Genomic DNA, 12752 nt, shown 5'->3' with positions numbered 1-12752 from the left:
CGCCATTCCAATTCATGACCGCGCTGAAGACGCTTGCCATCGCCAATTACCGCTCGCTGCGCGAGCTCATCGTGCCGCTCGCGGCGCTGACCGTCGTCACCGGGCCGAACGGCAGCGGCAAGTCGAGCGTGTATCGCGCACTGCGGCTGCTCGCCGACACCGCGCAGGGCCGCGTGATTCCGTCGCTCGCGCGCGAAGGCGGGCTGCCGTCGACGCTATGGGCCGGCCCCGAGCGCTTTTCACGTGCGATGCTGAGCGGCGACGTGCCGGTGACCGGCACCGTGCGCAACGGGCCCGTGAGCCTGAAGCTGGGTTTCGCGGGCGACGATTTCGGCTACGCGATCGATCTCGGTCTGCCGGTGAAGAACGGTGCATCGATGTTTTGTCTGGACCCCGTCGTGAAGCGCGAATGCATCTGGAGCGGCGCGCTGCTGCGGCCGTCGACGCTGCTGGTCGACCGCCACGGCGCGCAGATTCGCGCGCGTACCGGCTCCAGCGAGTGGCATACGGTGCCGCAGCCGGTCGCCAGCTTCGACAGCATGATGACGGAATTCGCCGACCCGGTCGGCGCGCCGGAGATGATCGCGGTGCGCGAGCGGATCCGTTCGTGGCGCTTCTACGATCATTTCCGGACCGACGCGCAAGCGCCGGCCAGGCAGTCGCACATCGGCACGCATACGCCCGTGCTTGCGGACGACGGCGCGGACCTGGCTGCCGCGCTGCAGACGATCCGCGAGATCGGCGACGCCGGCGCGCTCGACGCGGCGATCGACGACGCGTTCCCCGGTGCATCGATCGACATCGACAATCCGGGCGGGCGCGGCCGCCTCGACGTGCTGATGCGGCAGCCGGGGCTGTTGCGGCCGCTGTCGGCCGCCGAGTTGTCGGACGGCACGCTGCGCTACCTGCTGCTTGCGGCCGCGCTGCTGACGCCGCGGCCCCCCGCGCTGATGGTGCTGAACGAACCGGAAACGAGCCTGCATCCGGATCTGCTGCCGGCGCTCGGCCGGCTCGTCGCGCAGGCGGCCCGGCGTTCGCAGGTGCTGGTCGTGTCGCATGCGGCCCGGCTCATCGCGACGCTCGAACGCGAGGCCGGCTGCGAGTCGCTGGTGCTCGACAAGCAATTGGGCGCGACTGTGCTCGTCGATGCGGACGCGCGCGACCTGCCGCCGTGGAAATGGCCGTCGCGCTGATACGCGGCGCGGCGCATGAGGTGCCTGCCACAGCAGGCAACGACGCGTGACCCGGCATCGGCCGATGCGGGTTGCCGCCGCGCCGAATGTATCCTGTCTGTAACAACTTCCATAAAATGAAAGACCGGCGCTTCCGGACATCGGGATCGCGAATAATAATGAGATATCGGGCCGGTGCGGCGCCGGCCGCGTGCTGCAACGGGGCGCACGGCGCCCGCGCGCCCGGGCGGCCACCCGAGGACACAGGAGACGTGGATCATGAGAATTGCGCAGATCGCCCCGCTGACCGAATCCGTGCCGCCGAAGCTGTACGGCGGCACGGAACGCGTCGTCTCCTACATCACCGAGGCGCTCGTCGATCTCGGCCATGACGTGACGCTGTTCGCGAGCGGCGATTCGACTACCCGCGCGAAGCTCGAGCCGGTATGGCCGCGCGCACTGCGCCTCGACTCGTCGATCCGCGACCGGGTCGCGCCGCACATGCTGCTGATGGAGACTGTCGCGCGCCGCGCGAAGGATTTCGACGTGCTCCATTTCCACATGGACTACTACTCGTTTTCGGTGTTCGGCCGCCAGGAAACGCCGTTCGTGACGACGTTGCACGGCCGGCTCGACCTGCCCGAGCAGCAGCCGGTGTTCGATACGTTCAATACCGCGCCGGTGATCTCGATCTCGAATTCACAGCGCCAGCCGCTGCCGCAGGCGAAATGGCAGACGACCGTCTATCACGGGCTGCCCGACACGATGTACATGCCGCAGCCGGTGGAGCCGCGCTATCTTGCGTTTCTCGGCCGAATCTCGCCGGAAAAGCGTGTCGACACCGCGATCCGCATCGCACGCCAATGCGGGTTGCCGATCCGGATCGCCGCGAAGATCGACGCGGCCGACGAGGAGTACTTCGAGCGCGAGATCAAGCCGCTGTTCGCGCTGCCGCACGTCGAGTTCATCGGCGAGATCGCCGATCACCAGAAGGCCGAATTCCTGTCGGGCGCGCATGCGCTCCTGTTTCCGATCGACTGGCCGGAACCGTTCGGGCTGGTGATGATCGAGGCGATGTCGTGCGGCACGCCGGTGATCGCGTTCAATCGCGGCGCGGTGCCGGAAGTGGTGGACGAGGGCGTGTCGGGTTTCATCGTCGAGGACGAGATCAGCGCGGTGGCCGCCGTGAACCGGCTGCACCTGCTGCCGCGAGCGCGCGTGCGCCAGCGCTTCGAGGAGCGCTTTACGTCGCGCCGGATGGCGCAGCAGTACGTCGACGTGTATCAGTCGCTGATTCGCGCGCAGAAGCGCGCACGCTTCAAGGTGATCGATTCGACGACCTGAATTGACCGACGCGCCGATGCACCGACGCGCGCGGATGAAAAAACGGCGATGCCCGCGAGGACATCGCCGTTTGCACGTTGCCCGCGCGGTGCGCACGGGCGAGGACGCCGCGGCGTCAGATCTTCAGCTTCGTGACCTTCGTGCCGTTGATCGACACGTCGCCCATCAAGCCGGCGTTGGTCAGCACGATGACCTGGATCGGCGCGGTGGCCGTATTCGAGTCGACCGCGCCGTTCGCGCCCATCTTCACCAGCGCGACCGATGCACCGGCGCCGGCAGCCCAGCCGTCCGAGTTGCGGAATTCGTCGAGTGCCTGCTGCGTCATGAACAGGAACACGATCGCCTTCGACTGCGCGCCGGCCTGCAGGCCGACCGACAGCGACGACGTGTTGTAGTAGCCGACCGTGCTGCCGCCGACGCGCAGCGCGCCGTTGCCGGTCTGGCCGCCGACGATGAAGCCCGCCTGGAGCACTTCCGGGAATACGAGCACGCCGCGCGACTTCGCGACGAGTTCGCGCGAACCCTTGACCGTCGAATACATCCGCGACAGCGTCGCGTCGACGCTCGAATCGATCGCCTGGCGCTTCGACGCATTCGTCGCGGCGTTATCGGGCTTGTCGGGGGTGGTGGTGCAACCGGTGAGCGCGAGGCTACCGACGATCAGCGCAGCGGCGGCTTTGAGCACAAGAGTCCGTTTTTGCATCGTTCTTCTCCATCGGATGACGTTCGGAGTGAGTCTCGCTCACGGAGCGGATCACGTCGGCAGTTATATCACAGTGGATTACAACCCCTTTTCATTCGTACGTGAAAAAGCGTCAAATCGTTTTGGGCTGTCGCGGCGCACCAACGGACGGATTGACGCGTGCGCGGGACCGCGTCGCGCGCTCGCGCGGCGACGCAGGCAACCACGGATTGAGGGAATGGCGCGTCAGTGCGCGACGGGTGGCGCGGGCGGGGCGGGCGGTTTGATCGGCGGCCGCCGCAGCGCGCGGCGGATGAGGGCGATCACGACGCCGCATCCGAACAGGAAGGCGGCCGGTACGACCCAGTAGCCGACGAATGCATGCCACAGGTAGCCAGCCAACGTATTGCGGCGCACCACGTATTCATCGCGGGCCGCCTGTTGGCGCGGCGCGTTCGCGGCCAGCACGTCGGCCGGGCAGCCGGCCGCACGCGCCGTGTCAGGATCGCCGTGACATTTCGCGGCTGCGCCGGCCGCCTGCTGCGCATCGGTGAGTTGCCACGTGGTCAGCGCGAGTTGCAGGTCGGCCTTGTTGTACGCCATTTCCTCGCGGATCTCGCGCACGGCGACGATCGCGACGGGCACGGCCCAGAACACGATCACGATCAGCCAGCGGCGGAACCAGCGGTGTTGTCTCCATGCCATCCATGCCTCCGTTTGACGCGGCGTGCGCGTCCGTGTCGAGGGCGGCCCGATGGCGCTTCTTGTACTTGGAGGGGCCGCGTTGCAGCCATCATAGAAGAAATCGCGGCGAATTGCCGCACCATGTGGCGGCATTCGGACGGCGCGCCCGTGGCGGCGAGCCGGGATGGGGGGGCGGCTTCGTATCGGCGCTCGGCAGCGGAGCGCGGCAAGCGCGCCGGCGCCGACGGCATGCCTGCCATCCGCAAACGTCGATGCGCGTGCAACGAAAACAAAAATGCCGCGCCCGCCGAAGCGGTGCGCGGCATCTGCGACGGCAGCGCCGAAACTCAGGCGGCCGGCTGGCTGCTCAGGCAGCTCTTCATGAACGCCTTGCGATCGTCGCCCTTCTTGTCGGCAGCCTGCGTGTTGCAGGCCTTCATCTTTTCCTGCTGCGTCATTTTCTTCGCGGGCTTGGCCGACAGGCAGTCCTTCATGAACGCCTTGCGTTCATCGCCCGTCTTGCCGGCTGCCTGCGTGTTACAGGCCTTCATCTTGTCCTGCTGGCTGTTCGCCGCGAAAGCGGGGGAAGCCAGCATGCCGCCGAGAAGCAGTGCGGCTACGAGCGATTGGATCTTCATTTCGACACTCCCATGGGGTGAATTGCGTTTTATATCGACGCCGTCACGAAGCCCGGCACGACGCGAACAGGGTCGCATCGCGACGCGCGTTCCGATTATGGCAAATCAATGTGAAAACACCAAAACGGCATTTCAATAACGCGGCGGCCCGCATGGCCGTTGACGGCGCGCGCGCGGCGGCGATCGGGACAAACCATGACATGGGGCGCTAGCCGCGATCATTCGTGCCGCACCTACCGGATGCCGGGCGCAAGCCATTACAATCGCGGCCATGAATACTCCGAACTCCGCATCCCCTTCGCCCGCGCCGGCTCTGCCGCGCATCGCCGTACTTGCCACCGGCGGCACGATCGCCGGCGCCGCACCGGACGCCGCCAGCACGGCCGGTTATCAGGCCGGCGCGCTCGGCGTCAATTTCCTGCTCGACGCGGTGCCGGCGCTCGCGTCGGTTGCGCGCGTCGACGCCGAGCAGGTCGCGAGCATCGACAGCAAGGATCTCGCCTTGTCGTTGTGGAATACGCTCGCAGCACGCATCGACGCCCTGATGTCCGATCCGGCGATCGACGGCATCGTGATCACTCACGGCACCGATACGCTCGAGGAAACCGCATATGCGTTGCATCTGGTCGTGAAGGGCGACAAGCCGGTCGTGCTGACGGCCGCGATGCGGCCGGCCACCGCGTTGTCGTCCGACGGGCCGTTGAACCTGCTGAACGCGGTGAGCGTCGCCGCGCACCCGGCCGCGCGCGGGCAGGGCGTGCTCATCGCGTTCAACAACCGGATCCACGGCGCGCGCGACGTCGTGAAAACGAGTACCTACGCCGTCGACGCATTCCAGTCGCCGGAACTGGGCGCGCTCGGCTGGGTGCAGGACGGCCGCGTCGAATTCGCGCGCCGCGTCACGCGTGCGCGCGACGGGCAACTCGCGATCGCGGCCGAGTGGCCGCCGGTCGAAGTCGTTGCGAGCTATGCAGGTGTCACGCGCACGGCCGTCGACGCGCTCGTCGCGGCCGGCGTGCGCGGTCTGGTCGTTGCGGGCACCGGCAACGGGTCGATCCACGCGACGCTGCAGGCGGCGCTTGCCGATGCGGTGAAGGCGGGCGTTGCCGTGGTGCGCGCGTCGCGCGTCGGCTCGGGTCACGTGATGCGCAACGGTGCGGCCAACGACGATGCGCTCGGCTTCGTGAGCGCCGGGTCGCTCAGCCCGTTCAAGGCGCGCGTGCTGCTGATGCTCGCGCTCGCGAACGGCATTCGCGAACGCGACGCGCTGCAGCGCGCATTCGACACGCTGTGAACGGCGGCCGCCGAGCGGGCGGCATGCGGCGCCCATGAAAAAAGGCAGGCCACGGGCCTGCCTTTTGCGTCAGTACTGCGCAAATGCTCAGGACTGCGGCGGAATCACCAGCTTCTGGCCCGGGTAAATCCGGTCCGGGCTCGACAGCATCGGCTTGTTCGCCTCGAAGATCACCGGGTACTTGTTCGCGTCGCCATACACTTCCTTGGCGATCGCCGACAGTGTGTCGCCCGGCTTCACGTCGTGGTACTGAACTTCCGGATCGTCCGGCTGCAGATCGTCGTCGTTGACGGCCGCGACGCCCTGCACGTTGCCGGCCGCGACCTTGACCTTCGCCTTCGTGTCGAGATCGGCGACGCTGCCCGACAGCGTGACGGTGCGCGATGCGCCGTCGAATGCGACGGTCAGGTTCGACGTATCGAGCCCTTGCGTGTTGATGTAGTTCTTGATCGCATCGGCCGCGGTCTGGTTTGCGGCATTCGGATCTTCCGCTGCTTGCGCGTCAGCGTGACCCAGCAGTTTTTCACCCGCCTCTTTGATAAACGAAAGAAGACCCATCGCTGCACTCCCTAGGTGGTTGAAAAGAAAACGCGCCGTGAAGTGGCGAAAAAAACACCGCGCTGGGCGCGGTCACCGGAGTGAGCGCTGGCGCGGCGGATTTCTCGAAAGGCGTGGCGAAAGTGTAGGCGTTCGTCGCGACGATTGCATGAAAAATCGTGCGCACGAACGTAAAGAAATGTAATACGCGAAATCCGACAGGCGGACACCCGACGACGACGTCTGACCGACCAAGGCTTCCCCGGCGCCGCCGGGTGCCGCTGCGGACCCCACCACGCCGCTCTCAGCCCAGAGCGGCGTTTTTTCGCCCCGTCGCGCACGCATTTCAGCGATACGCGGCAGAGCGCCCCAACGTGATGCGCGTGTGCTCGCGCATCGATGCGACCGGCCGCGGCCGGCTCGCGTTTATTGGTCGCGCGCGTTTGCCGTTGCAGCGAAACGCGCGCTGCCGCAGCCGCGTTACGCGGCCGGCGTCTGGCCGATCTCGAAGTTCGACATGATCTCCAGCGCACGCACGAGCGCCGAGTGATCCCATGCCTTGCCGCCGTGCGATGCGCACACGCTGAACAGCTGCTGCGCGCTGGCCGTGTGCGGCAGTGCGAGGCCAAGCTTGCGCGCGCCGTCGAGCGCGAGATTCAGGTCCTTCTGGTGCAGCTCGATGCGGAAGCCCGGGTCGAACGTGCGCTTCGTCATGCGTGCACCGTGCACTTCGAGGATGCGCGACGCGGCGAAGCCGCCCATCAGCGCCTGGCGCACGCGCTCCGGGTCGGCGCCCGAGCGGGCGGCGAACAGCAATGCTTCGCCGACGGCCTCGATGTTCAGCGCGACGATGATCTGGTTCGCGACCTTGCAGGTCTGACCTGCGCCGTTGTCGCCGACGAGCGTGATGTTCTTGCCCATCTTTTCGAACAGCGGCTTCGCGCGTTCGAACGCCTTCTCCGGGCCGCCGACCATGATCGTCAGCGTCGCCTCGCGCGCACCCACTTCGCCGCCGGACACCGGCGCGTCGAGATAGTCGCAGCCGAGCGCGTTGATCTGCTTCGCGAATTCCTGCGTGTCGAGCGGCGAGATCGAGCTCATGTCGATCACGAGCTTGCCGGCCGTGAGGCCCTTCGCGACGCCGTCGTCGGCGAACAGCACGTTACGCACGTCCGGCGTGTCGGGCACCATCGAGATGATGACGTCCGCGTGCTGCGCGACTTCGGTCGAGTTGGCGACGACCTTCGCGCTTGCGCGCAGGTCGTCGGGGATCGGGAACGCACCGTTCACGACGAGCTGATGATCGCCCTTGAGCAGGTTGCGCGCCATGTGCGCGCCCATGATGCCGAGGCCGATGAAACCGATGGTTGCCATGTGGAAGTCTCCTGTAGGGGCGTGTATGGGGAAACCGTTGGAAGGGCGGACGTCAGGCTGCGCGGCGCGCCGAGCCCGCTGCGCGGCCGGCGACGCTCTCGAGCCAGCCGAGTCCTTCGATCGTGGTGGTGCGCGGCTTGTATTCGCAGCCGACGTAGCCGGCGTAGCCGAGCCGGTCGAGCAGTGCGAACAGGAACGCGTAGTTGATCTCGCCCGTGCCAGGCTCGTTGCGGCCCGGGTTGTCTGCGAGCTGAACGTGGCCGATCGACGCGAGATTGCGTTCGATCGTCGCGGCGAGTTCGCCCTCCATCCGCTGCATGTGATAGATGTCGTACTGCAGGAACAGGTTGTCCGAGCCGACCGCGCGGATCACGTCGAGCCCTTCGGACGAGCGGTTCAGCGCGAAGCCCGGGATGTCGAAGCTGTTGCACGGCTCGACGAGCAGGCGGATGCCTTCGCGCTTGAGCGCATCGGCGGCGAAGCGCAGGTTGTCGACGATCGTGACGAAGGTCTTGTCGCGCGCGGTGCTCGCCGACGGGATGCCGACCAGGCAGTTCAGCTGCGGCACCTTCAGCGCCTTCGCGTACTCGATCGCACGGCCGACGCCTTCCTGGAATTCGCCGACACGATCGGGCAGGCACGCGATCCCGCGCTCTCCCTGGTCCCAGTTGCCGGCGGGCAGGTTGTGCAGCACGAGGCGCAGGCGGTGGGTCTCGAGGCGCTCGGCGAGTTCCTCTTTCGCATACGGGTACGGGAACAGGAACTCGACGGCGTCGAAGCCGGCGTCCGCGGCCGCCTTGAAGCGATCGAGGAACGGCACTTCGTTGAACAGCATGGTCAGGTTTGCAGCGAACTTCGGCATGAGCTAAGCCTCTTCGGTCGGTCAGTCAAAAAATGGCGTGTGGATCAGTCGAGCATCGAAATCGCGGTCGGCGCGTGCTCGGCTTTCTCGGCGAGTTCCTCGAACTCGTTGATCGCGTCGATCTCGGTGCCCATCGAGATGTTCGTCACGCGCTCGAGGATCACTTCGACGACCACCGGCACGCTGAACTGTTCGGCGAGCGTTTGCGCCTGGCGCAGCGCCGGCTCGATCTCTTCCGGCTTGAACACGCGCAGCGCCTTGCAGCCGAGGCCTTCGGCGACCGCCACGTGATCGACGCCATAGCCGTTCAGCTCCGGTGCGTTGACGTTGTCGAACGCGAGCTGCACGCAGTAGTCCATGTCGAATGCGCGCTGCGCCTGACGGATCAGCCCGAGGTACGAGTTGTTCACGACGACGTGCACGTACGGCAGCTTGAATTGCGCGCCGGCGGCGAGCTCCTCGATCATGAACTGGAAGTCGTAGTCGCCGGACAGCGCGACGATCGGTCGGCTCGGATCGGCCGCGCGCACGCCGAGCGCGGCGGGAATCGTCCAGCCGAGCGGACCTGCCTGCCCGCAGTTGATCCAGTTGCGCGCCTTGAACACGTGCAGGAACTGCGCGGCGGCGATCTGCGACAGGCCGATCGTGCTCACGTAGCAGGTATCGCGGCCGAACACCTTGTTCATCTCTTCGTACACGCGCTGCGGCTTGACCGGCACATTGTCGAAATGGGTCTTGCGCTGCAGCGTGCGCTTGCGCTCCTGGCATTCGGCAACCCACGCGCTGCGGTCCTTCAGCTTGCCGGCGGTCTTCCATTCCCGTGCGACCGCGACGAACAGTTCGAGCGCGGCCTTCGCGTCGGACACGATGCCGAGATCCGGGCCGAACACGCGGCCGATCTGCGTCGGTTCGATGTCGACGTGCACGAACTTGCGGCCCTTCGTGTAGACGTCGATGCTGCCCGTGTGGCGGTTCGCCCAGCGATTGCCGATGCCGAGCACGAAGTCGGATGCGAGCATCGTCGCGTTGCCGTAGCGATGCGACGTCTGCAGCCCGACCATGCCGGCCATCAGCGGGTGGTCGTCCGGAATCGCGCCCCACGACATCAGCGTCGGGATCACCGGCACGCCGATCGTTTCGGCGAACTGCACGAGCAGATCCTCAGCGGCCGCGTTGAGCACACCGCCGCCCGACACGATCAGCGGCTTGTCGGCGTCGTTGAGCATCGCGAGCGCCTTCTCGATCTGCGCGCGGGTGGCCGCCGGCTTGTAGACCGGCAGCGGTTCGTACGTGTCGATATCGAATTCGATTTCGGCAAGCTGCACGTCGATCGGCAGGTCGACCAGCACGGGGCCCGGGCGGCCCGAACGCATCAGATGGAACGCCTGCTGGAACACGCGCGGCACGAGCGCCGGCTCGCGCACGGTGACGGCCCACTTGGTGACCGGCTTCGCGATCGACTCGATGTCGACGGCCTGGAAGTCTTCCTTGTAGAGTCGCGCGCGCGGCGCCTGGCCGGTGATCGCGAGAATCGGAATCGAATCGGCCGACGCGGAGTAGAGGCCGGTGATCATGTCGGTGCCGGCGGGGCCCGACGTGCCGATGCACACACCGATGTTGCCGGGCGCGGCACGCGTGAAACCTTCGGCCATGTGCGACGCGCCTTCGACGTGACGCGCGAGCACGTGGCTGATGCCGCCCGACTTGCGCATCGCGGAATAGAACGGGTTGATTGCGGCGCCCGGCACGCCGAACGCGGTCTGGATGCCTTCCTTCTCGAGCACGAGTACGGCTGCGTCGACGGCTCTCATCTTGGCCATGAATGTCTCCTTGGATAGTCGGATCTTGCGAATCGGTCTGTTGGGGACACTTTAGGGATGCGGGAAAGGTTTGATAAGATCAGCCGAAGTCGCTTATTTCGAAACTAAAAGTATGGAATGACGGCCGGACGGGGCTTTCCGCCGGCGTCGGAGCCGGTGGAGACGACAGATGGACCGTTTCAAGCAGATCGAGACGTTCGTGCGGGTCGCGGATGCGGGCAGCCTCGCGGCGGCCGCGCTCGAGGAAGGCGTGTCGCCGGTGATCCTCGGGCGGCGCATCGATGCGCTCGAGAAGCGCCTCGGCGTGAAGCTGATGTACCGTTCGACGCGGCGGCTGGTGGTCAGCGAGGAGGGCGCCGCGTTCCTCGAACGCTGCCGCGGGCTGCTGTCCGAATGGGACCAGGCCGAGAACGAGCTGGCCGCCGGGCGGCGCGCGGTGAGCGGCCACCTGATCGTGTCCGCGCCGGCCGCATTCGGCCGCAAGCACGTCGCGCCGCATGCGCCCGGCTTCCTCGTCGACAAGCCGGAAATGCAGTTGTCGTTCAATCTGACCGACCGCGTCGTCGATCTCGTGCGGGAAGGGTACGACCTGTCGATCCGGATCGGCGGCTCGGTCGATCCGAACTTTGTCGCGGTGAAGCTCGCGTCGAACCGGCGCGTCGTGTGCGGCACGCCCGAGTATTTCCGCAAGCACGGCCGGCCGAAATCGCTCGACGACCTGCTGAAGCACAACTGTCTCGCGTTCAACCTGCAGGGCGGCCAGAACCGCGGCTGGTATTTTCAGCGCCACGGCAAGATCGTGACGATGCGCGTGACCGGCAATCTCGACTGCAACGACGGCGAACTGCTGCACCGCTGGGTCGCCGAAAGCATCGGGCTCGGCTGGCGCTCGACCTGGGAAATTGCCGCGCAGCTCGAAACCGGCGAACTCGAGACGGTACTCGACGAATACGCGCTGCCCGACTACGACATCCTCGCGGTCTATCCGCAGCAGCGCTATGTGCCCGCGCGCGTGCGCTATTTCATTGACTACTTGCGCGAAGCGTATGCACGCCCCGGCTACTGGAGCAGCGCGCCGTAACGGGCGCGACGGTATCGGCCCGAATTTTTTGCAGTTCACCGGCATCACGCGGGAATAAACTCGACGCAGCGGCGGTAAGGTCATCGAGGGCGCGCGCTGCGGTCCGTCCGGGCGCCAGGCGTGAAATCGGGCGCGGTTGCGGACGCGAGAACGATGCGACACGGGTGCGGTTGCGGCCGCCGGGGACCAGGGAGGTGATGTGGGGCAAGCCGGACAGGCGTTCGACGAGCAGGCGGAAAACGACGCGCTCGCGCGCGGCGAGCGGTTTCGCGCGCTGGTGCTGCCGCACCTCGACGCCGCGTACAACCTCGCGCGCTGGCTGAGCGGCAACGCGGGCGACGCGGACGACGTCGTCCAGGACGCGTGCATGCGCGCGCTGCGGTTCGTCGACTCATGCCGCGGCGATAACGCACGGCCGTGGCTGCTGACGATCGTGCGCCGCACCTGGTACACGGAATGGCGCCGCCGCACGCACGCGCACGAGGTCGCGCTGCCCGACACGCTCGATGACACCGACGTGCCCGACGACTGGCAACCGGCGACGGAAGATCCGCTCGCGCAGTTGCTGCGCGGCGAGAACGTGCGATTGGTGAACGCGGCACTCGCGAAGCTGCCGCCGGAATACCGCGAGGTGCTGGTGCTGCGCGAGATGGAGGACTTGAGCTACCGCGACATCGCGGCGATTGCCGACGTGCCGGTCGGCACCGTGATGTCGCGGCTCGCGCGCGGCCGCCGCAGGCTCGCCGCGCTGCTGGCCGGCACGGCGGCGCCGGCCCGCGCGAGCGCGCCGGGACGAGCGTCGGCGGGCGGAACCGCATCGGAGGCGATCGATGGACTGTAACGAAGCGCGCGCATTGCTGGACGCGGACGTCGACCGCGAGCTGTCGGCGCCCGATGCGTTGCGCGTCCAGCGGCATGTGGAAGGGTGCGACGCCTGCCGCCGTGAACGCGAGCGGATCGTTGCGCTATCGCGCGCGGTGCGGCAGGCCGACTATCACCGCGCGCCGGACGCGCTGCGTGCGGGCATTCTCGCGGGCCTGCCGGCGATGGGCGGAGAGCGGCAACGGGCGCCCGGAGCTTCCCGGGCGGAACCCGCGGCGGAGGGCGCCGCGGCGTCATCGCGGCCGCGACCGGGTGCCCGCCGCTGGTTTGCATGGCCGGCCGGGCGCGGCGCGTCGGCTCGCCCGGCCGTTGCCGGCCCCGGGCCGCGCCTGTCTCTTATACACATCTCCGAGCCCACGAGACCCGGTTCCTAATCTCGTAT

General features: G+C 67.1%; 12 protein-coding genes and 1 pseudogene. 6 read left to right on the top strand and 7 right to left on the bottom strand.

The features are described 5' to 3' along the window. The first annotated feature begins 14 nt into the window (after positions 1 to 14). Both KDW55_RS14990 and KDW55_RS14985 read left to right on the top strand, forming a co-directional pair. A complete protein-coding gene (locus tag KDW55_RS14990) occupies positions 15 to 1193 on the top strand; it encodes an AAA family ATPase (protein ID WP_212160136.1) in 1179 nt (392 codons plus the stop codon). A gap of 258 nt (positions 1194 to 1451) precedes the next feature. Beyond that, entirely contained in the window at positions 1452 to 2516 is a 1065-nt protein-coding gene (locus tag KDW55_RS14985; protein ID WP_040144345.1) for a glycosyltransferase family 4 protein, read from the top strand. Between the two features lie 115 nt (positions 2517 to 2631). Here the strand turns inward: KDW55_RS14985 and KDW55_RS14980 are convergent, their stop codons facing one another. From KDW55_RS14980 to KDW55_RS14970, 3 genes are all read right to left on the bottom strand, one after another. Then, positions 2632 to 3219 (bottom strand): YSC84-related protein, encoded by a 588-nt coding sequence (locus tag KDW55_RS14980; RefSeq protein WP_040144344.1) that lies wholly within the window; start codon positions 3217 to 3219, stop codon positions 2632 to 2634. Between the two features lie 225 nt (positions 3220 to 3444). Next, on the bottom strand, positions 3445 to 3903 hold the full coding sequence (locus KDW55_RS14975) for a hypothetical protein (protein WP_059547630.1): 459 nt from the start codon (positions 3901 to 3903) through the stop codon (positions 3445 to 3447). Positions 3904 to 4229: 326 nt separating this feature from the next. Beyond that, positions 4230 to 4520, bottom strand: a complete 291-nt coding sequence (locus tag KDW55_RS14970) for a PsiF family protein (RefSeq protein ID WP_040144342.1) — start codon at positions 4518 to 4520, stop codon at positions 4230 to 4232. A 271-nt stretch (positions 4521 to 4791) separates the two neighbouring features. On the opposite strand from KDW55_RS14970, the gene KDW55_RS14965 reads away from it, so the two are divergent. Then, positions 4792 to 5814, top strand: a complete 1023-nt coding sequence (locus tag KDW55_RS14965) for an asparaginase (protein ID WP_059547629.1) — start codon at positions 4792 to 4794, stop codon at positions 5812 to 5814. Between the two features lie 87 nt (positions 5815 to 5901). Here KDW55_RS14965 and lysM read toward each other — a convergent pair whose 3' ends face one another. From lysM to gcl, 4 genes are all read right to left on the bottom strand, one after another. Beyond that, positions 5902 to 6372 carry a peptidoglycan-binding protein LysM gene (gene lysM, locus KDW55_RS14960; protein WP_040144340.1) on the bottom strand — a complete coding sequence of 157 codons (471 nt, stop codon included), beginning with the start codon at positions 6370 to 6372 and terminating at the stop codon, positions 5902 to 5904. Positions 6373 to 6831: 459 nt separating this feature from the next. Beyond that, complete coding sequence (locus KDW55_RS14955; RefSeq protein ID WP_331458411.1) at positions 6832 to 7752, bottom strand: 2-hydroxy-3-oxopropionate reductase; 921 nt, start codon at positions 7750 to 7752, stop codon at positions 6832 to 6834. Between the two features lie 25 nt (positions 7753 to 7777). After that, the gene (gene hyi, locus KDW55_RS14950) at positions 7778 to 8587 is read right to left on the bottom strand and encodes a hydroxypyruvate isomerase (protein WP_212147849.1); all 810 of its coding nucleotides are present in this window, start codon (positions 8585 to 8587) and stop codon (positions 7778 to 7780) included. Between the two features lie 44 nt (positions 8588 to 8631). Continuing rightward, entirely contained in the window at positions 8632 to 10407 is a 1776-nt protein-coding gene (gcl, locus tag KDW55_RS14945; protein WP_069241464.1) for a glyoxylate carboligase, read from the bottom strand. A gap of 169 nt (positions 10408 to 10576) precedes the next feature. Here gcl and KDW55_RS14940 point away from each other — a divergent pair, with 169 nt between their 5' ends. From KDW55_RS14940 to KDW55_RS14930, 3 genes and pseudogenes are all read left to right on the top strand, one after another. Beyond that, positions 10577 to 11488 carry a substrate binding domain-containing protein gene (locus KDW55_RS14940; protein WP_212160134.1) on the top strand — a complete coding sequence of 304 codons (912 nt, stop codon included), beginning with the start codon at positions 10577 to 10579 and terminating at the stop codon, positions 11486 to 11488. A gap of 199 nt (positions 11489 to 11687) precedes the next feature. Next, positions 11688 to 12329 carry an RNA polymerase sigma factor gene (locus KDW55_RS14935; RefSeq protein ID WP_212160133.1) on the top strand — a complete coding sequence of 214 codons (642 nt, stop codon included), beginning with the start codon at positions 11688 to 11690 and terminating at the stop codon, positions 12327 to 12329. Continuing rightward, positions 12319 to 12711: pseudogene (locus tag KDW55_RS14930) on the top strand (anti-sigma factor); the annotation flags it as partial. The gene KDW55_RS14935 and the pseudogene KDW55_RS14930, both read left to right, overlap by 11 nt. Positions 12712 to 12752: the final 41 nt, after the last annotated feature.

Origin of the sequence: Burkholderia sp. AU19243 (assembly GCF_018148075.1) — a bacterium.
Classification (GTDB): Bacteria; Pseudomonadota; Gammaproteobacteria; order Burkholderiales; family Burkholderiaceae; genus Burkholderia; species Burkholderia latens_A.
This window is presented reverse-complemented; position numbering and strand designations above follow the sequence as displayed.

Coding starts and splice junctions, on each gene's coding strand:
- KDW55_RS14990 (WP_212160136.1), top strand. CDS start 15: ATGACCGCGCTGAAGACGCTTGCCATCGCCAATTACCGCTCGCTGCGC.
- KDW55_RS14985 (WP_040144345.1), top strand. CDS start 1,452: ATGAGAATTGCGCAGATCGCCCCGCTGACCGAATCCGTGCCGCCGAAG.
- KDW55_RS14980 (WP_040144344.1), bottom strand. CDS start 3,219: ATGCAAAAACGGACTCTTGTGCTCAAAGCCGCCGCTGCGCTGATCGTC.
- KDW55_RS14975 (WP_059547630.1), bottom strand. CDS start 3,903: ATGGCATGGAGACAACACCGCTGGTTCCGCCGCTGGCTGATCGTGATC.
- KDW55_RS14970 (WP_040144342.1), bottom strand. CDS start 4,520: ATGAAGATCCAATCGCTCGTAGCCGCACTGCTTCTCGGCGGCATGCTG.
- KDW55_RS14965 (WP_059547629.1), top strand. CDS start 4,792: ATGAATACTCCGAACTCCGCATCCCCTTCGCCCGCGCCGGCTCTGCCG.
- lysM (WP_040144340.1), bottom strand. CDS start 6,372: ATGGGTCTTCTTTCGTTTATCAAAGAGGCGGGTGAAAAACTGCTGGGT.
- hyi (WP_212147849.1), bottom strand. CDS start 8,587: ATGCCGAAGTTCGCTGCAAACCTGACCATGCTGTTCAACGAAGTGCCG.
- gcl (WP_069241464.1), bottom strand. CDS start 10,407: ATGGCCAAGATGAGAGCCGTCGACGCAGCCGTACTCGTGCTCGAGAAG.
- KDW55_RS14940 (WP_212160134.1), top strand. CDS start 10,577: ATGGACCGTTTCAAGCAGATCGAGACGTTCGTGCGGGTCGCGGATGCG.